This is a genomic window from Oceanicaulis sp. UBA2681 (assembly GCF_002354675.1).
GTDB classification, from domain to species: domain Bacteria; phylum Pseudomonadota; class Alphaproteobacteria; order Caulobacterales; family Maricaulaceae; genus Oceanicaulis; species Oceanicaulis alexandrii.
In genome coordinates, this window is sequence record NZ_DEMB01000016.1 from 358,287 (window position 1) to 375,376 (window position 17,090).

A 17,090-nucleotide genomic window follows, 5' to 3' on the forward strand; every position below is an offset into this window, starting at 1 on the left:
AGCATTTTGGCGAGGTGGACGCGGTTGCGCTCACCGCCCGACAGAATGCCGACTTTCTTCTGCTGGTCGCCGCCCTTGAAGTTGAACGCGCCCACATAGGCCCGGCTCGCCACTTCATGGTCGCCCAGCATGATCATGTCATTGCCGCCCGAAATCTCTTCCCAGACGTTCTTGTTGGGATCGAGCGCGTCGCGCGACTGGTTCACATACCCAAGCTTCACGGTCTCGCCGAGGGTGACGGAGCCGCTATCGGGTTTCTCTTCGCCGACGATCATCTTGAACAGGGTGGTCTTACCCGCGCCGTTCGGACCGATCACGCCGACAACGCCGCCCGGCGGCAGTTTGAAGTCGAGATCATTGATCAGCAGGCGATCATCAAAGCCTTTCGACACATGGTCGAAATCCACTACATTGCCGCCCAGGCGCGGGCCCGGCGGAATGCGGATGACGGCGGTCGAGATCTTTTCCTTCTCGGCTGCGTCCCGCTTCTCTTCATAGGATTTGATACGCGCCTTGGATTTGGCCTGACGCGCTTTCGGCGCGGCGCGGATCCAGTCGAGCTCGCGCAGCAGGGCGCGCTGCTTGGCGCTCTCTTCGCGGGATTCTTGCGCCAGGCGCTTGGCCTTTTGCTCCAGCCAGTCTGAATAGCCGCCCTGATACGGAACGCCCTGACCACGATCGAGCTCGAGCGTCCAGGTGGTGATCGCGTCCAGGAAGTAACGGTCGTGGGTCACGATCAGCACGGCGCCGTTATAGTTCTCCAGATGGTTCTGGAGCCAGGCCACGCTTTCCGCGTCCAAATGGTTGGTCGGTTCGTCAAGCAGCAGCACGTGCGGCTTGGACAAGAGCAGCTGACAGATCGCCACCCGGCGGCGTTCACCGCCCGACAGATTACTCACGTCCGCATCCGGCGCCGGGCAGCGCAGCGCGTCCATGGCCATCTCGATCTTGGAATCCACGTCCCAGGCGTCGCGCGCATCGACCTGCTCTTGCAGCTCGGTCATCTTCTCCATCAGCTCGTCGGAATAATCCTCGGCGAGCTGCATGGCGATGGCGTTGTAGGCGTCATAGATCTGCTTGTCCTCAGACCCTTCGATGACGTTTTCCCAAACGGTCTTGGTCTCGTCGAGCTTGGGCTCCTGGGGCAGATACCCCACGCGCACGCCCTTCTCCGCCCAGGCTTCCCCGGTGAAGTCGGTGTCCTGGCCGGCCATGATGCGCAACAGCGAGGATTTACCTGCGCCGTTGACGCCCACGACGCCGATCTTGGCGTCCGGCAGGAAGTGCAGCGAGATGCCGGAGAAGACCTGTTTCCCGCCGGGATAGGTCTTCGCCAGATTGTCCATGTGATAGACGTATTGATACGCGGCCATAGGCGTGCGCGCTCCATTAGCTGGGGGCTTTGTTCTAGCCGCACGCTATAGCGGGTTTGGGGGGGATGACGCAATGCAGCGTGTCGACTAGCCCCTAATCCGGCCGTTCCACATTCTCGCAGGCGTACTCGGCGATATGGCCGGAGATGGAGTTGGGATCGATCGGATCGAGCATGTAATTGCGGTGATCCGCGTTCATCTCGTCCACGGTGTGACCCTGGCCCAGATAGCGCACCATGCCGGTGCGGCAGTCGATCTCGCGCTGCACGAAGGTCTCACCCCGGCGTCCGACACGGCGAGTGACGATCTCCAGCTTGCCGCCGCGGGTGGGCACCAGCATCAGGACGTCATAGCGCGCCGCCGGATCATTGGGCACGTCGATGACGGGGAAGCGCTGGCCTTGCGCGGTCGCCAGAAGGCTGGCCGCCACAGCGATCAGGGTCAGACCCGGCATTAACCTCTCCCTTGAAGTCTGAAACTGCGATGCCTGCAAGCCTCTCAAAAGAATGCTTATGATCAGTTACGACGCCGCCGCGGCGTTTACCCCGGCGCCCTCAGCCATTAGCGTCGCGCCCAAATTGACTTGAGAAGGGGAGCTCTCATGCGCCACGCCTTGTTCGCCTGCGCCGGCCTTCTGGCCCTGGCCGCCTGCGCGCCGTCGACAGACACCACTCAAACACCGCCCTCAGCCCCGGTCGACCCGGCGGCGCTGAGCATTGCGGACGTTTATGGCTCGGTCAGCCTGTCGGGCGCCACGCCGCGGGGCTTGCGCTTTTCCCCCGACGGCGAGCGGGTGACCTTTCTGCGTCCCAAGGATGACGACCGCACGGTGACCGATCTGTGGGCGATGAACCTCAGTGATGGTCAGGCCTACATGCTGGTGGATTCAAACGTGCTGGCGCCTGATGAGCGCGAGCTGTCCGAAGCCGAGATCCAGTATCGCGAGCGCGCGCGCATCTCCACATCCGGCGTGGTCAGCTATGACTGGGACGAGACGGGCGAAGCCATCCTGGTGCCGCTCGACGGCGATGTGTTCTATGTGGATGTGAATACCGGCGAGGCCGAGCGCCTGATGCAGACCGAGGCGTTTGAAACCGACGCCCGCGTCAGCCCGGACGGCCAGTATGTCAGCTTCATCCGCGACCAGAATCTCTGGGTGCATAACCTTGAGACCGGCGAGGAGCGCGCCCTGACCACTGAAGGCGCCGGCGCGATCAGCTGGGGCGTCGCCGAGTTCGTCGCCCAGGAAGAGATGCAGCGCTATAGCGGATACTGGTGGAGCCCGGACGGGCGTTATGTGGCGGCCGCCCGCATTGACGAGACGCCGGTCGAGATCGTCCCTCGCTTTGGCATTACGGCCGAGGGCGTCACCGTCACCGATCAGCGCTATCCGCGCGCCGGCACGGACAATGTGCTGATCGAGCTGCATGTAATCGATGTGGCCACCGGCCAGCGCACACAGGTCGATCTGGGCTCAGAGACCGACATCTATCTGGCGCGGGTGAACTGGAGCGAAGATAGCGGCACGCTTTACGCCCAGCGCCAGAACCGCGCCCAGACCGTGCTCGACATTCTGGCCGCCGACCCGATGACGGGCGAGACCGAGACGGTTCTCACCGAACAGTCTGGCGCCTGGATCAATCTCACCAATGACTTCACCGCGCTCGACGATGGCGGCTTCCTGTGGACGTCCGAGCGCACGGGCTTCCGCCATATCTATCATGTGAGCGCAGAGGGTGAGACCCGCGCGCTGACCTCGGGCGACTGGGTGGTCGAGTACTTCGCCGGCCTGTCAGAAGACGGTGAGACGGTCTATTTTGAAGGCTGGATGACGAGCCCGCTGGAGCGTCATCTGTACGCCGTGCCGTTTGACGGCGGCGAGCCGGTCCAGATCACCGAAGGCGAAGGCCGCTGGAACGTCAGCCTGGGACAAGGCGGCACGGGCTTTATCGGCAGCTATTCCGATCCTGACACCCTGCCCCAGACCGCGCTTTATGACATATCCGGCGAGCGCGTGGCCTGGATCGAGGAAAACGCCATTGATGAAGACCACCCTTATGCGCCCTTCCTTGAGAGCCATCTGGTTCCCGAGTTCGGCACGGTGCTCGCTGATGACGGAGAGACCGAGCTGTACTGGTCCATGCTGAAGCCCGAGCATTGCACCGCGGCTGCCCCCTGCCCGGCCATCGTGCAGGTCTATGGCGGTCCGCATGTGCAGACCGTGGCCAAGGGCTGGGTCGGCGCGGGCGATCAATTGTTCGCCGATCAGGGCTATATCCTGTTCAAGCTCGACAATCGCGGCAGCTGGAACCGGGGCCACGCGTTTGAAGCGGCGCTCCATGACCGGATGGGCGGCGTGGAAGTGCGCGACCAGCTGACCGGGCTCGATTATCTGGAAAGCCTTGAGTTCGTGGATAGCGACCGGATCGGCCTGTGGGGCTGGTCCTATGGCGGCTACATGACGTTGATGACCACGCTGCAGGCGCCAGGCCGGTTTGACGCCGCAGTGTCCGGCGCGCCGGTGACCGACTGGGCGCTTTACGACACCCATTACACCGAGCGCTATATGGACACCCCGCAAGCCAATGAAGACGGGTATTTCCAGGGCTCCGCCTTCGCCCATCTCGACGGGTACGAAACCCCGACGCTGCTGATCCACGGCATGGCGGACGACAATGTGACGTTCGATCATTCCACCCGGCTCTACGCCGAGCTGCAGCAACGCGGCGAGCTGTTCGAGATGATGACCTATCCCGGCCAGCGCCACGGCGTGCGCCCGCCCGCTTTGCAACGCCATCTGTGGACCACGATCTACGATTTCTTCGGTCGCGAATTGAGCGAAGACGACGAAGACTAGATCTGAGATCATACGAACTGCGAAAACCCCGGAGCGAGCCTCCGGGGTTTTTGTTTGCGCTTCCAGTTTGTCATCCCGGACGCGCAGCGATCCGGGATCTGGCGGAACCGCTCTGTTCTGATCACAAGGACGCTGTCAGCAGATCCCGGCTCAAGGCCGGGATGACAGATAGTTCTCGGTTCCTCTTCCCCGGCCCCCAATCAAGTTGAGGGTAAACTCCGACCGGGCCCCAGAGCCGGATACACGGTGCTTGATGATCACTGGATCCCGGCCTTCGCCGGGAAAGAGGAGAAAGGAGACGCACAGACAGCCCCGCGCGCAAACGCAGGGGGAAAGCCAAATGACGGGTCGCGCGGGAGCGGGCCGTTAGAGGTGAACGATAAGTCTTGGAAGCCAAACCCGGCTCCCGCGCTGGAGATGTTTTATCGGGATCACCGCGCGGAGACTTCTGCGCTGTCGCGCCGCCGGTGCAGTCACCGTCTCATCAGACGCCGCTGCCCTGGACCGCTCGGTGACACCCCGCCTTTTCGCATAAAGGCAGCGTTACAGCCTTTATGCTCGGGACATCCCGTCCCTCCCAGCGTGAACGCGCCGGCCGCCCGTCATGGGAGGAACGGATGAGAGTATGGCTCAGCTTTGGGAGGGGGCGGATAAGTTCGCGCTTACCCCTATTCCGCCCGCTCTTCCAGCCAGAGGTCAAACCGGTCCTGACCCCAGTATTTATTGGGGCCCTCGATCAGGAAGGGCACGCCGAACACGCCGTCCGCCTGGATCTGCGCGCGCTGGTCCTTGATCACTTGCGCCAGGCTGGCGTCCGCGTTGATGGCGTCCGCGTCAAAGCCGTTCCAGTCCGCGCTCTTCGCGGCTTCGGCGAGGACCGACGCGTCGGAAATGTTCTTGCCCGCCCCCCAGCGCGCATCGGACACGGCGAGCGCGTAGTCGAGCCCTTTGCCCGCTTGTTGCGCAGCGAGAAAACTGAGATTGGCGAGGCGATAATCCGGGTCGAACGGATCAGGCAAGGCAAGCGGCAGGCCCATCCGCACGGTCATGCGAAACACGTCCTGCTGGTAATAGGCGAGCTTGTACTTGTTGCGCGTCGGATCAGCGAATTCAGCATCCTCGGGCGGGCCGGTGAACAGGATCAGATGGCCGTCAAACCCGGCGCGCGCCAGCTTGTGCAGGCCCAGGCGTGAATACGGGCTGCGGAAGGCGAAATAGCAGCGCAGCCCGGTCTTGGTCTCGGTGTCGGTCGTGTCGTTCATGTCGCAATATCCGGGGGTTCAGGAGAAATCTCTGGCTTCGAGCTTAACAGCCACACCGCGGAGCGCTAACGTTCTGTTAACGCCTGAGCGCATGTGCGCCATTCACAAACGCATGACGCCAAGTGACGCTCAGAGCGCCCAGCCTGAGGGGGCTGTAGCGAGGGGAAAACGGCGATGACGTCAGAAGTCATGATCATGAACCGGCAGGCTGTCGTGCTGGCGGCGGACAGCGCCGTCACCTATGGCGGCGGGCCAGGCTCGGTCGTTACGCTGGAAGCGGAGAAAATCCTGCAGCTCGGGCCGAACATGGCGCTGATGGTGTATTCCCGCGGCGATGTGCTGGGCCGGTCCTGGTCGCATATCGCGCACGCCTTCAAGCGCGCCCAGGGCGATCGCGACTTTGACAGCGTGCAGGCCTGCGCCGATGCGTTCTTCGCCTTCATCGACCGCAATCGTCAGCTCTTCCCCGAAAAGGAAGAAACGGAGGAGCTGGAAGGCCTGATGCGGGCGGCCATGCTGACCGTGCTCAACCATGCGCGCACCCTTCGCCATCATGCGCCGGGCGAGTATGGCGACGACGCCGCCGCCTTCGAAGGCGCGCTGGATCTGTATCGCGCGCACCTGCTGCAAGATGACGGCGGGGCGGAGCGGGCCAATCTCGACGTGTTCGCCGAGCTTGACCGGGACCGCTTTTACGAGCGCTACGCCGCCATGCTCGACAGCCTGATCTCGGATGCGCTCGGCCCGTTCGGCATGCAGGAAGCCATCCGCAACAAGCTGTTTGATTTCGCCTATCTGATCATCACCAAGCCCGCCTTCCTGGAGCCCTATGCCGGGCTGGTGTTTGCAGGCTTTGGGGAAAGCGACGTCTTCCCGGTCTACAGCCATTACTACGCCTCGATCCTGGTGGACGGCGTCATGAAGCGCGCGCATGACGAGACGACCCAGGTCGGCGTCGAGAACGGACCGAACGCTTTCTTGCGCACCTTCGCTCAAGCCGAGATGACCCACGCCTTCCTGCGCGGGATTCACCCCTATCTCTTTGACGTCATGGCGTCGATGAACATGGTGACCAATGAAGCCGCCAGCGAGGTTGCGCTGCGAAAGGCGGGGCTCGACGACGACGCCGTAGACGCCGTGATGAGCGAGCTGCGTGATTCTGAATTGCTGTCCCTGTCCGCAGAATTCATCCACACGGCGCGCACGATCTCGCAGGAAGAATTTATCGACCCGTTCATCGCCGTGGTGGCCGCCTCAGGCAAAAAACAAATGGGGGAGACCGCCAAGGCATTGGTGGAACTCAATATTCTTAAAAGCGATCTGCACCAGACCCAGACCGGAGTCGGCGGCGAAGTCGACGTCGCGATGATCTCGCGCACCGGGGGGTTTGAGTGGTATGCTAAGAAGTCGTAAACTTCTTCACCCTCGCAAATCCCTCAGGAGGCGATGATGAGTGCAGACCCCACCCGTTTGAACATCGAACGCGCTCGTGAAGCGTTGGCCCGCGCCCGCATGGATGATGTGGCCTCTGCGGTGCGTGCGCCACGTCCGGCGGACCTCTCACGCCTTGAGGAACACCAGGCTCGCGCCGAGACGCTCAGCGAGCGCGCGACGGATTTTCGCGACTCCGTGCGGAGCCGTCTGGGGCTGGGGGAAGCCTCTGGCGGGTCCATGAGCTACGCCCATAGCGCCAGCAGCGCCTCTGGCATGGACGCCGCCCTCTGCGACGCCGAGGTTTGCGCCCCGGCGCCGCCGCGCCTGAACGAAGTCTCCAGACCCGCGGCTTCGAGCGCCAGCCTGCAAGCGACGGACCGCCCGGACACAGCCGGTGTCACGCCTCAGATACACGCGGAGCACGGCGAAGCCCGCCGCCGCAAATTCCTGGGATTGTTCTAGGCGGTCAGCAGCGTCTGGCAGATCGCTTCAAGGCCAGCCTGATCATCTGCGTCAAAGGCGTCGAGCTCTGCGGAGTCCACATCCAGGACCGCCGCCAGCTGGCCGCTGGCGTCATACACCGGCACGACGATCTCTGATTTGGACCGGCTGTCGCAGGCGATATGGTTGGGGAAAGCCTCCACATCGGGGACAAGCTGGGTCTCGCCGGCCGCCGCCGCCGCGCCGCAGACGCCGCGACCGAACGGAATACGCAGACAGCCCAGCGTGCCCTGATACGGGCCCACGACCAGCTGGTCTGGCTTCAGCGGATCGACCACGTAAAACCCGGTCCAGAAAAACCGCGGACCGAAATTATGCGCCAGCAGGCAGGCCGCCGTGGCGTACCGGGCCGTGTGACTGGTCTCGCCCGCAACGATGGCGGCGATTTCCTTGCCCAGACGCACATACGCCTCCGCCTTGGTCTCGCCCTCTACGGCGGTGCTCATTTCCTCAGCCATGCCCGGCTCCTGCGCTGTCACACATTTCATTGTCGGCACATCTAATCGCGCATGGCGTCCGGCGCCAGCGCCGGGTCTGCAAACAATCGTGATCACACCCCGATCACGCCCTCGTGCAAGCCTGTGTAGAGCAGGATGGGAGGACTTCGTCTAAGGCTTGCCTGAGCGACACTAATGTCGATGAAACAGGAGCAAGACCATGCGCAACGCAATCCTTCTGGCCGGCGTGCTGGCGGTCACCGGCGCCGCCCTGCCGACAAGCGCGGCCCTGGCGGAGGACGCGGTCTATACGGGCCGGTTCAGCAATACGGCTGTGGGCGGGTATGACGCCGTCGCCTACCACACTGAAGGCGAAGCCGTGCGCGGCGAGCGCGCCTATACGACCACCTGGAATGGCGCGGACTGGCGTTTCTCAAGCCAGGCCAATCTGGATCTGTTCGTGGCGGACCCTGAACGCTACGCCCCCGCCTATGGCGGCTATTGCGCCTGGGCGGTGTCAGAGGGCTACACCGCCAAGGGCGATCCCAATCACTGGAACATCGTCGATGGCGTTTTGTATCTGAACTATAATCGCGAGATCAAAGAGCGCTGGACCCAGGACATCCCCGGCCACATCGCGCGGGCGGACGCCAACTTCCCCGCCCTTTTGAGCGAATAGGAGAGGATCATGCTGGGGATCAACCTTCGCAAACTGGCCGCCTACGGGCTGGGGATCTGGATCTCGGCGATCTTTCTCGACTCCCTGCGCTTCAAGTTCGCCGGGCATGAAACGCCCCGACATATCTTTGAAACCCTGCGCGACTGGTCCGGCATCGACCTGTTCTACCCCGCCGGTCCATGGATCATCGGCCTTGCGGAGCTGAGCGCCGCCCTGTTGGTGCTGGGTATTCCCTTTTTGGTGATGCTGACCACGCGCAAACCCGGACACGCCGCCCTGAGCCAGAGCCTGGGCGGACTGCTGGCGATGGGCGTGATGAGCGGGGCGATCATGTTTCACCTGTTCACGCCCTTGGGCATTGAAACCCCGACCGCCTGGACGGACGGTCAACCGACCGAATGGAGCCAGGCCCTGTTCATCGCCGCTTGCATCACCTGGGTCGCCGGGCTGATGGTGGTGATGCTGCGTGGCGGAGAGGCCTTGCGAACGCTGAAAGGATAGCCCGAGCCATGCCGACCGCCCCCGCCCCGACGCTTGAGACGCACGCGGCAGACGCCCTGTTCGCAGCGCTTGAGACAGAGCTGGCCCTCGGGGCGAGCCGGGGCGCGGATGCGCTGGCGCCCCATGCGGCAGGCGGGCTGGCGCGGGCGGCCGGGCATCTGACGCAATCGGACGGCGCGATCGCCCTGTTCACAGGCTTTTACGTGGCCCATGCCGAGCGACCGGCCGCGGAAACCGACGGACCGCTGGCGGTGATGGCCATCGCCGAAGCCCTGCACGCGCTGGGCCGTGATGTGGTGGTGGTGACTGACGCCCCCTGCGCGCCGGTGCTTGATCAGCTGGTGCGCGAGGCGGGTCTGCCCGGAGCCATACTACTGGCGCTGGAACACTCCGACGATTTGCTCGCCGAACTGACCAACCGCGATGTGAAGACCGTGTTTTCAATCGAGCGGCCGGGCCGGGCCATGGACGGACGCTGTTATTCCATGCGCGGCCGCGATCTCACAGAACACACCCTGGCCTTTGACGCCGCCTTTCACCCGCGGTCGGGCTTTGTGCGCTTGGCCGCCGGCGATGGCGGCAATGAGATCGGCATGGGCGCCCTGCCCAAATCCGCGCTTTTCAGCCATATCGACCAGGGCCAGCTCATCGCCAGCGCCACGGGCGCCGACGCCCTGATCATTGCGGGCGTCAGCCATTGGACCAGCTACGCCCTCGCCGCGGCCATGATCGAGCTTGCCCCCGATCAGGCGCCCGTCTGGCGCGACGCCGTCAGCGATGTGCGCGAGCACCACCGGCTCGCCGCCGCCCTCCGGGCTGGCGCGGTGGACGGCGTGACCGGGCTGGCCACGCCGACCATTGACGGCATGGAGCTGAGCACGCATCTCGCCAAACGCGATGCGCTGCTGGCGCTGGCGGCAGCACGCACCCCGCACCCTTGACCGACGTCCTCTGAGCGCAATCCGGGCCTCATGGCGCGCGCCCCCTTTTTCTGCGTCCACTTTGAAACAGTTTAAGGGCGGAGAGACGGGTGCGCCCGTCTCGCCACACCAGTTTGAATGGCGCAAATCAAGGAGACACACATGGGTAGCTACGCAGTATTTGGCGGAGCGGGCGGTGTCGGCTCCGCTCTGGCGCGAAGCCTGACGTCAAACGGTCAACAGGTTCATCTGATCGGCCGCAACGAAGACGCGCTGTCCCGCCTCGCAGAAGACATTGGCGCGAGCTATGCCGTCGCCGACGCCACAGACAGCGACGCGGTGGAGCAGGCGCTGGAGCAGGGTCCGGACGAATTATCCGGCATGGCCTACGCCGTCGGCACGATTGACCTCAAACCGCTGCGGCGGGTCACCGCCGAAGACATGCGCCATGCCTACGAGGTCAATGTCATCGGCGCGCTCAATGCGGCGCGGTCCAGCCGGTCGCGCATCTCGGAACACGGCTCCATGGTGCTGTTCTCTTCGGTGGCGGCGCAAAAAGGGTTTCAGAACCATACCGCCATCGCCGCGGCCAAGGGCGCAGTGGATGCGCTCACTCGTCAGCTCGCCGCCGAATACGCGCCGAAAGTGCGCGTCAACGCCATCGCGATGAGCCTGACGGAAACGCCGCTGGCGGCCTCGGTCCTGAAAAGCGACGCCATGCGCGACGGCATCGCCAAAAGCCACGCCCTGCAGCGCCTGGGTCAACCCGAGGACCCCGCCGCCCTTGCGCGCTTCTTGTTGTCAGACGAGTCAAGCTGGATCACTGGATCCATTCTGAACGTCGATGGCGGCCGCGCCGCCCTCGCCTGATCCATCAGAACCTCATCCGGCCGCGCCTCAGGCGCGGGCCGGACGAGGAGCCCGGATTGGATCGGCATGAGTTTCGGCGGCGCTCACAGCCCTTCCGCTTTCGCGCGCCGCCAGTAGATGAGCGCCAGAACGGTGACCACAAGCGGGACCATCACCCCGTACTCGTCGGTCCAGAAGGCTGTCTGTTCGGTTTCCAGCGTCAGCGGCGTGAAGATTTTCTGGATGTAGATGTTGTGGGCGCCGTGGAACATCACCGCCGGCCACAAGGAGTTCGACCGGAAGGTGTAGAATGTCATGATCACCGACATGGCGGTGATCATCACCGTGAAACACGCCAGCTGGACCAGCGTGTCGCCGCCGCCATAGACGATGATGATCGGGTAGTGCCAGGCAGCCCACAGCAGACCGCTGACCAGGCAGGTCGCCTCAAACGACATGAGTTTGCGTAATTCCCAGACCAGAAATCCGCGCCAGCCGATTTCCTCGCCCGCAATCGTGCCCAGCGATTTCACAAATTGAACACTCGCCATCAGGACAATCATCAAGGTGGTCACGGCCCATAGGGGCGCATCAGACAACCCCAGCGCACCGCGCCATTCGGCCAGGGTTTCGGGATCGCCGACCCCGCCAAAGCCGAAGAACCACACCAGAGCGTAAGAAACCGAAATGTAGAGAACCGGGATCAGATAGCCGGCCCAGTTGGCCCCAAATCCGCCCCAGCTCCAGGGCAGCGCCGATATCTTTCCGCCGCGTAGCTTCAACGTCGCAAAGGCCGCCAGCGCCGGCGTCATCATCAGCGCGCCGACATAAAGCGAGGTCGGAACAAGATAGACCAGCGCAAAGTGTGCGAGTGCGCTGGCGAATCCCAGAATTACAAGAAACACGATCAATGTCGTGAGAGTGGATTTTCTGTCTGCGACGGACGGGTTCATGATCATCCTCCTGGCCGATCCAGTTCCGGATTGACCCTGTAACCCCTCAAACCTATAATTACACAATTATTTGTACAACTGGTTGCATAAAAGGTCAAGCATGCACGACAGCAACATCATGGACACCCACCCGCTAAGTGGAGCCTTCCTGTCGAACAAGCTGTTACGGCTGGTTGAGACGATTGCGGACCAGGGCGAGGCGCTGCTGAAGTCCGCTGGCATTGTCATCCCGCCGCGCGCCATCTCCACCTTGCTGATGATCGGTGAGCTGGATAATGTCACAGCGGCGGATATCGCAGGCTCTCTGGACCAGCCGCATCAGCTCGCCACCCAACGCATCAGCCTGCTGATGGAGCTGGGCCTTGTCACCAAGGCGCCCCACGCCACCGATAGCCGCCGGAAAGTGCTCACGCTGACCGAAACGGGACGTGAGCAATACACCCTGATGATCGCCATGCTTGAAAACATCCGCGCCGCCATGGACGCTCTGTATGACGAGCTGGGCTGCAATCTCGCAGACATGGCGGCCAAAGCCGTTACATCCTTGAAGGACCGGCCCTTGATCGAACGGATAGGGACACAGAGCACCGAATGACCGCCGGAGCATCGGTGGAGCTGAAGCAACCAATGTCAAACCCGCAGGGTTCGCTCGCGCCACTGCGCGCCGCCCTATCCGAGGCGTCCGCCCAGCGGTCTGCCGCGAGTTCGAGGAAATGGTGGGCCCGGAGGGACTCGAACCCCCAACCAAGCGGTTATGAGCCGCCGGCTCTAACCAATTGAGCTACAGGCCCGCTGAGATGAAACAGCGTCCAAGCTTGATAACGCGGGCTGCGAATTTGGCAAAGTGGCGATGGCGGCGAGACGCAGCTGAACAGGCGTTCAGGGAACGGCCATCAAAGAGTCGCGTTTCCGACATGAGACCGGCTTCAAAGACCGTATACTGGACGCACAATAGACTGGGAGAGCTCTTATGATCCGCACCGTTTTTCTCGCCGCCGCCTTGATGACCACCACCGCCCTGCCCGCTGCGGCGGTCGCCCAAACCGCGCCCGCGCAAGAACAGACCGCACAGCTGAGCCTGTCCGCCACCGGCGAAGTGCGCATCACCCCGGACCAGGCGCAGGTCTCCGCCGGCGTCGTCACCGAAGCGCGCACGGCGGCCGAAGCCCTGCGCGCCAACAGCCAACGCATGCAGCGCGTGTTCACCGCGCTCGAAGAGGCCGGCGTCGAAGCGCGCGACATTCAGACCAGCCAGCTCAATGTCAGCCCGGTCTATTCCCAGCCGTCCAGCCGCGATGGCGGCACGCGTGAGATCACCGGCTACAGCGCGCGCAACACCGTCACCGCTTTGGTGCGCGGCATGGATAGCGTCGGCCCGGCCATCGACGCCTTGTTCGAAGCGGGCGCAAATTCACTCAACGGCGTGACGTTTTCCAGCTCTGAAGCGGACGCCGCCGAGACCGAAGCGCGTCGACGCGCCGTGGCCGAGCTTTACGAGACCCGTGACCTCTATGCCGAGGCCGGCGGGTTCACCGTCGAGCGCCTGCTGAACTTCTCTGAAAGCGGCGGCTATGCGCCCCAGCCTGTGATGTTCTCTCGCGCCATGGCGATGGAAGATTCAGCTACCCCGGTTTCCGGCGGCGAACTGGTCGTCTCGATCACCGTCAACGGCGCCTGGGAAATCGAAGGCTGATCACCAGACCAGCTTGGGCGCACAATAGCGCGCAACAAGGCCGTCCTCCGCGAGGAGGGCGGCCGCTTTGTTCGCGTCAAAGCCTTGATCAAAGGCCTGCCCCAGAATGCCGTCGGCGATGAACAGCGCATCCACGCCTTCAGACTGCGCGCCCTGAATATCGGTGTGCGGGCCGTCGCCCACGGCCAGCACCCGCGCCTTGTCCAGACGCTCGCCGCGCAGGCGTTCGATCTCGCGATAGGCCAGATCATAAATCGGCGGATGGGGCTTTCCGGCCATGACGGCCGTGCCGCCCATCTCCTGGTATTTTTGCGCCAGCGCGCCCGCGCAATAGCGCAGGCCGTCGCCGAACTGAACGACGATATCGGGATTGGCGCAGATCAGATCGAGGCGGCGCAGCTTGGCTTCGGTCAGAAGGTCCGTGTAGTCGTCCGGGGTCTCGTTTTCCCAGTCAAACAGGCCCGTGCAGGAGATGAAGGCGGCGTCTTCGAGCTTGGCGAACTCCAGCCCCGTCCCTTCATACAGCGCGTCATCCCAGTTCGGCCCCAGCTTGAAGGCGGGCCCCGGCGCGCGGGTTTCCAGCAAGGCATGGGTCGCCTCGCCGGAACTGACCGCGCCGTCCCAGACATCCTCGCCGGATCCCATCTGCTTGAGAAAGTTTTCAAGCGAAGAGGCGCGACGCGGGGAGTTTGACACCAGCACAACCGTTCCGCCCTGGGCGCGATAGCGGCGCAAGGCGTCGAGCGCTTCGGGCAAAAGGTCCGAGCCGTCCCGGATGACGCCCCAGACGTCACACAGGATCGCGTCATAGTCTCGGGCGAGGTCGGACAGGCGGGGAAAATCAGTCATGGCGCTGAGCTAGGCCAGCCATGCCACGGCGTCAATGTGCGAAGGCGCTCAGCCTAACCCGCGGCGCGACGCAGCTTGTTATCCGCTTCGTTGAGCACTTCATCGCGCACAGGACGCGGGGCGCCGAACAGATGGCCCTGGGCGTAGGCGACGTCGAGATCGAGCACTTCGACCACCGTGCCTTCGGACTCGATCTTCTCGGCCACCAGATCGACGCCATAGCGTGCGAACAGGCCTGCCACGTCTTCAGGTCGCAAGGCGCCCGGCTCGCGGCCCGCAATGGGCTCTGCGCCATGGGCGGCGGCGATCAGACGGTCGCCCGCCACCTTGATGAAGCGCACGCCCGCGCGCTGCAGTTCTGCAAGGTCGATATTGAGGTCCGACACCTGGTCGATCGAGAAGCGGAACCCGAAATCGGCCAGCCGCGCCATGTTGCGCGCGGCGGTGGCGGAGCGATTCTCAAACTGGGCGCGCGGCAATTCAAAGATCAACGCGCCGGCGAGATCGGAATTGCGGCGCAGGAAATCGAGGAAGGCCGGGAAGAAGTCTTCATCTGCCAGCGAACGGATGGAGACATTGCAGAACACGCCGACCCGGCGATCAGACTTGGTCAGACGGCGCACGATCTGCACGCAGCGCAGCAGCAACAGATTGTCCACATCGGTGATCAGGCCGGCTTCCTCTGCGGCGGCGAGGAACTCGCCCGGCCCCAGAACCTGTCCGTTTTCATCGCGGATACGCGTATAGCCTTCATAGAAGTAGGTGCGGCGCTGCGGCAGGCCGACTACGGGCTGAAGGTACAGATCAACACGATTGTCATCGAGCGCGCGGCGCACCAGATCCACGGCGTCCGGCGTCTGGGCGGCGACAGGCGCGGCGCGGCCGCCGCCTTCCAGTCGCGCCAGGATTTCAGCGACCAGACGTTCATCGGCGTTCTGCGGATCGCCCGCGGCCTGGATCGGCTGGCTCAGTTCCAGCGCCGTCTCCTGTGTGCCCGGCGCGCTGGCTTCCGCTGTCCTGGGTTTTGTGGCGACCGCGGTCTCCGCCAGCGCCTCGATCCGGTCTTGAGCGCTGCTCAACTCATCCAGCATGGACATGTTGGCGGCTTTGAGCAGATGGATCTCGTCTTCAAAGAGCTTGCGTTCTTCAGCGCGCGCGACTGAGGCGTGCACCTGACCGCCGATCAGGAACACCAGAGCGCCCATCATCCAGGCGAGCTCAGCGGACATCAGACCAAAACGGTCAAACGCCAGAGCCGCGACGATGGCGACCATCGCATAGGTTAGGATCACCAATATGTCGCTTGCGCGCGGCATTCTCGCTCCTGAATGTCGCTGTTTGGCCCCAAACGAACCAAGTCCAACGAATCACACTCATTTCGGCGATCATAAAGTGCGTTAACCGGACTTGTCAGAACGTTAACGCTGTGAGGCGTGGACAAACGGAAAAAACAAAGGCGCGCCCGCACATGCGGACGCGCCTTGTCGTTAATCGCGGTGTCCCGCCTCGCCGGTTACGAGGTGTGCGGGGCGATCTTGATTTCCACGCGGCGGTTCGCAGCGCGGCCAGAGTCAGTATCGTTGGATGCGATCGGCTGGCTTTCGCCCATGCCGGCCACATAAAGACGGTCGCGCATGACGCCGCGTGCGATCAGTTCCGACGCCACAGAGCTGGCGCGGCGCTCGGACAGCGCCTGATTGTAGCCGGCGTCGCCGACGCTGTCGGCATGACCGATCACGTCCACATAGGTCGCCGGATAGGTCATCAGCACGTCCGCCACATCATTGAGCACAGGGCCGAAACGACCGCTGATCTGGGCGGAGTTGGTGGCGAAGGTCACATCGCCCGGCATCACCAGGTACAGGTCGTTGCCCACACGGCGCACGGTCACGCCCGAACCGCGCAGACGCTCGCGGAAGGCGTTTTCCTGGCGATCCATGTAATTGCCGATGCCGCCGCCTGCGAGGGCGCCGACGCCCGCGCCGATCAGCGCATTGCGGCGGTCATCACCGCCCGCCAGCGTACCCAGCAGCGCGCCAGCAGCCGCGCCGGCCAGAATGCCGGTGCCCGTCCGGTTCTGCGTGACATTGCCATACTGGTCAGTGGTGGTGCAGGCGGCCGCGAGGCCCAGCGCCATAACGGCTGCGATCAAAGAACGAAACATCATACTCTCTCCCGTAAACGTCCCCTAAAACGTAGAACTAACCTAGAAGTTCCCCGTCTAGATAGCCCCATCCTAGCCTATGTGCGCGACGCGCGCATGAATGCAGGCTGAACCGGCCGGAGACAGCGCTGAAATCCACGGCGAAAAATGTCGCTCGGCGCACTTGACGGGGTCACGCGCGCCTCTTACCTCCGCCTCTGTTAGCAGCCGCCCTCTGAGAGTGCTAACGCCCTCGAGGCGGCGAGAGCTAAACCAGATCTTCAGTGAGCTGACGCTCAAAAACGGAGTACCGGCAATGAAATTTCGTCCTCTGCAGGACCGCGTCGTCGTCAAACGCGTCGAGGAAGAATCCAAGACCGCTGGCGGCATCATCATCCCCGACACCGCCAAGGAAAAGCCGCAAGAAGCTGAAGTCGTGGCTGTGGGCCCCGGCGCCCGTGACGACAAGGGCGCGCTGATCGCCATGGACGTCAAGGTCGGCGACCGCGTGCTGTTCGGCAAATGGTCCGGCACCGAGATCACTCTGGAAGGTCAGGATCTGCTGATCATGAAAGAGTCCGACATTCTGGGCGTGGTCGGCTAATCGCCGCCTCACCGCTTTTCCGAACCACACACTCA

Annotated in this window: 18 protein-coding genes and 1 tRNA gene; 10 read left to right on the plus strand and 9 right to left on the minus strand. The window is 63.4% G+C overall.

Going from position 1 to position 17,090, the window contains the following annotated elements; all coding sequences use genetic code 11:
* Together ettA and B3M53_RS13055 are read right to left on the minus strand one after the other, a co-directional pair.
* The coding region (ettA, locus tag B3M53_RS13050; RefSeq protein ID WP_286800520.1) for an energy-dependent translational throttle protein EttA at window positions 1-1,373 on the minus strand (1,373 nt) is incomplete at its 3' end.
* 94 nt (window positions 1,374-1,467) lie between these two features.
* Window positions 1,468-1,827, minus strand: coding sequence for a hypothetical protein (locus B3M53_RS13055; protein WP_160092387.1), 360 nt, complete (start codon window positions 1,825-1,827; stop codon window positions 1,468-1,470).
* 147 nt (window positions 1,828-1,974) lie between these two features.
* On the opposite strand from B3M53_RS13055, the gene B3M53_RS13060 reads away from it, so the two are divergent.
* Window positions 1,975-4,230, plus strand: coding sequence for a S9 family peptidase (locus B3M53_RS13060; RefSeq protein ID WP_273019254.1), 2,256 nt, complete (start codon window positions 1,975-1,977; stop codon window positions 4,228-4,230).
* 668 nt (window positions 4,231-4,898) lie between these two features.
* On the opposite strand, the gene B3M53_RS13065 is transcribed toward B3M53_RS13060, so the two are convergent.
* The gene (locus B3M53_RS13065) at window positions 4,899-5,492 is read right to left on the minus strand and encodes a DsbA family protein (RefSeq protein WP_286800522.1); all 594 of its coding nucleotides are present in this window, start codon (window positions 5,490-5,492) and stop codon (window positions 4,899-4,901) included.
* Window positions 5,493-5,666: 174 nt separating this feature from the next.
* Here B3M53_RS13065 and B3M53_RS13070 point away from each other — a divergent pair, with 174 nt between their 5' ends.
* Both B3M53_RS13070 and B3M53_RS13075 read left to right on the plus strand, forming a co-directional pair.
* On the plus strand, window positions 5,667-6,905 hold the full coding sequence (locus B3M53_RS13070; RefSeq protein WP_286800523.1) for a hypothetical protein: 1,239 nt from the start codon (window positions 5,667-5,669) through the stop codon (window positions 6,903-6,905).
* 36 nt (window positions 6,906-6,941) lie between these two features.
* Window positions 6,942-7,388 (plus strand): hypothetical protein, encoded by a 447-nt coding sequence (locus B3M53_RS13075; protein WP_160092391.1) that lies wholly within the window; start codon window positions 6,942-6,944, stop codon window positions 7,386-7,388.
* On the opposite strand, the gene B3M53_RS13080 is transcribed toward B3M53_RS13075, so the two are convergent.
* On the minus strand, window positions 7,385-7,885 hold the full coding sequence (locus B3M53_RS13080; protein WP_160092392.1) for a GAF domain-containing protein: 501 nt from the start codon (window positions 7,883-7,885) through the stop codon (window positions 7,385-7,387). The two genes, B3M53_RS13075 and B3M53_RS13080, sit on opposite strands and share 4 nt — an antisense overlap.
* Window positions 7,886-8,084: 199 nt before the next feature.
* On the opposite strand from B3M53_RS13080, the gene B3M53_RS13085 reads away from it, so the two are divergent.
* The 4 genes from B3M53_RS13085 (at window position 8,085) to B3M53_RS13100 (ending at window position 10,834) form a co-directional block, all read left to right on the plus strand.
* Complete coding sequence (locus tag B3M53_RS13085; protein ID WP_160092393.1) at window positions 8,085-8,543, plus strand: YHS domain-containing (seleno)protein; 459 nt, start codon at window positions 8,085-8,087, stop codon at window positions 8,541-8,543.
* A gap of 9 nt (window positions 8,544-8,552) precedes the next feature.
* Window positions 8,553-9,044: a hypothetical protein gene (locus B3M53_RS13090; protein WP_022700112.1), complete on the plus strand. Its 492-nt coding sequence runs from the start codon at window positions 8,553-8,555 to the stop codon at window positions 9,042-9,044.
* 8 nt (window positions 9,045-9,052) lie between these two features.
* Entirely contained in the window at window positions 9,053-9,985 is a 933-nt protein-coding gene (locus B3M53_RS13095; protein ID WP_286800526.1) for a glutamate cyclase domain-containing protein, read from the plus strand.
* Window positions 9,986-10,126: 141 nt separating this feature from the next.
* Window positions 10,127-10,834 (plus strand): SDR family NAD(P)-dependent oxidoreductase, encoded by a 708-nt coding sequence (locus B3M53_RS13100; protein WP_022700114.1) that lies wholly within the window; start codon window positions 10,127-10,129, stop codon window positions 10,832-10,834.
* Window positions 10,835-10,917: 83 nt separating this feature from the next.
* On the opposite strand, the gene B3M53_RS13105 is transcribed toward B3M53_RS13100, so the two are convergent.
* Window positions 10,918-11,766, minus strand: a complete 849-nt coding sequence (locus B3M53_RS13105) for a CPBP family intramembrane glutamic endopeptidase (RefSeq protein ID WP_286800527.1) — start codon at window positions 11,764-11,766, stop codon at window positions 10,918-10,920.
* A gap of 100 nt (window positions 11,767-11,866) precedes the next feature.
* Here B3M53_RS13105 and B3M53_RS13110 point away from each other — a divergent pair, with 100 nt between their 5' ends.
* Window positions 11,867-12,361 (plus strand): MarR family winged helix-turn-helix transcriptional regulator, encoded by a 495-nt coding sequence (locus tag B3M53_RS13110; RefSeq protein ID WP_286800528.1) that lies wholly within the window; start codon window positions 11,867-11,869, stop codon window positions 12,359-12,361.
* Between the two features lie 119 nt (window positions 12,362-12,480).
* On the opposite strand, the gene B3M53_RS13115 is transcribed toward B3M53_RS13110, so the two are convergent.
* Window positions 12,481-12,557 (minus strand) — tRNA-Ile (locus B3M53_RS13115).
* Window positions 12,558-12,736: 179 nt separating this feature from the next.
* On the opposite strand from B3M53_RS13115, the gene B3M53_RS13120 reads away from it, so the two are divergent.
* Window positions 12,737-13,459 carry an SIMPL domain-containing protein gene (locus B3M53_RS13120; RefSeq protein ID WP_286800529.1) on the plus strand — a complete coding sequence of 241 codons (723 nt, stop codon included), beginning with the start codon at window positions 12,737-12,739 and terminating at the stop codon, window positions 13,457-13,459.
* Here B3M53_RS13120 and B3M53_RS13125 read toward each other — a convergent pair whose 3' ends face one another.
* The 3 genes from B3M53_RS13125 to B3M53_RS13135 form a co-directional block, all read right to left on the minus strand.
* Window positions 13,460-14,308 carry a TIGR01459 family HAD-type hydrolase gene (locus B3M53_RS13125; RefSeq protein WP_273145537.1) on the minus strand — a complete coding sequence of 283 codons (849 nt, stop codon included), beginning with the start codon at window positions 14,306-14,308 and terminating at the stop codon, window positions 13,460-13,462. It abuts the gene before it with no gap.
* A gap of 53 nt (window positions 14,309-14,361) precedes the next feature.
* Complete coding sequence (locus tag B3M53_RS13130) at window positions 14,362-15,624, minus strand: EAL domain-containing protein (protein WP_160092398.1); 1,263 nt, start codon at window positions 15,622-15,624, stop codon at window positions 14,362-14,364.
* Between the two features lie 197 nt (window positions 15,625-15,821).
* Window positions 15,822-16,475, minus strand: a complete 654-nt coding sequence (locus tag B3M53_RS13135) for an OmpA family protein (protein WP_022700131.1) — start codon at window positions 16,473-16,475, stop codon at window positions 15,822-15,824.
* Between the two features lie 292 nt (window positions 16,476-16,767).
* Here B3M53_RS13135 and groES point away from each other — a divergent pair, with 292 nt between their 5' ends.
* On the plus strand, window positions 16,768-17,055 hold the full coding sequence (groES, locus tag B3M53_RS13140) for a co-chaperone GroES (RefSeq protein WP_022700132.1): 288 nt from the start codon (window positions 16,768-16,770) through the stop codon (window positions 17,053-17,055).
* The last annotated feature ends 35 nt before the right edge of the window (window positions 17,056-17,090 follow it).

Excerpts from the sequence above, each read along its gene's own strand:
- B3M53_RS13080 (WP_160092392.1), bottom strand. The coding sequence starts at position 7,885 with ATGGCTGAGGAAATGAGCACCGCCGTAGAGGGCGAGACCAAGGCGGAG.
- B3M53_RS13135 (WP_022700131.1), bottom strand. The coding sequence starts at position 16,475 with ATGATGTTTCGTTCTTTGATCGCAGCCGTTATGGCGCTGGGCCTCGCG.
- groES (WP_022700132.1), top strand. The coding sequence starts at position 16,768 with ATGAAATTTCGTCCTCTGCAGGACCGCGTCGTCGTCAAACGCGTCGAG.
- B3M53_RS13130 (WP_160092398.1), bottom strand. The coding sequence starts at position 15,624 with ATGCCGCGCGCAAGCGACATATTGGTGATCCTAACCTATGCGATGGTC.
- B3M53_RS13095 (WP_286800526.1), top strand. The coding sequence starts at position 9,053 with ATGCCGACCGCCCCCGCCCCGACGCTTGAGACGCACGCGGCAGACGCC.
- B3M53_RS13120 (WP_286800529.1), top strand. The coding sequence starts at position 12,737 with ATGATCCGCACCGTTTTTCTCGCCGCCGCCTTGATGACCACCACCGCC.
- B3M53_RS13085 (WP_160092393.1), top strand. The coding sequence starts at position 8,085 with ATGCGCAACGCAATCCTTCTGGCCGGCGTGCTGGCGGTCACCGGCGCC.
- B3M53_RS13125 (WP_273145537.1), bottom strand. The coding sequence starts at position 14,308 with ATGACTGATTTTCCCCGCCTGTCCGACCTCGCCCGAGACTATGACGCG.
- B3M53_RS13060 (WP_273019254.1), top strand. The coding sequence starts at position 1,975 with ATGCGCCACGCCTTGTTCGCCTGCGCCGGCCTTCTGGCCCTGGCCGCC.
- B3M53_RS13075 (WP_160092391.1), top strand. The coding sequence starts at position 6,942 with ATGAGTGCAGACCCCACCCGTTTGAACATCGAACGCGCTCGTGAAGCG.
- B3M53_RS13090 (WP_022700112.1), top strand. The coding sequence starts at position 8,553 with ATGCTGGGGATCAACCTTCGCAAACTGGCCGCCTACGGGCTGGGGATC.
- B3M53_RS13110 (WP_286800528.1), top strand. The coding sequence starts at position 11,867 with ATGCACGACAGCAACATCATGGACACCCACCCGCTAAGTGGAGCCTTC.
- B3M53_RS13055 (WP_160092387.1), bottom strand. The coding sequence starts at position 1,827 with ATGCCGGGTCTGACCCTGATCGCTGTGGCGGCCAGCCTTCTGGCGACC.
- B3M53_RS13105 (WP_286800527.1), bottom strand. The coding sequence starts at position 11,766 with ATGAACCCGTCCGTCGCAGACAGAAAATCCACTCTCACGACATTGATC.
- B3M53_RS13100 (WP_022700114.1), top strand. The coding sequence starts at position 10,127 with ATGGGTAGCTACGCAGTATTTGGCGGAGCGGGCGGTGTCGGCTCCGCT.
- B3M53_RS13070 (WP_286800523.1), top strand. The coding sequence starts at position 5,667 with ATGACGTCAGAAGTCATGATCATGAACCGGCAGGCTGTCGTGCTGGCG.
- B3M53_RS13065 (WP_286800522.1), bottom strand. The coding sequence starts at position 5,492 with ATGAACGACACGACCGACACCGAGACCAAGACCGGGCTGCGCTGCTAT.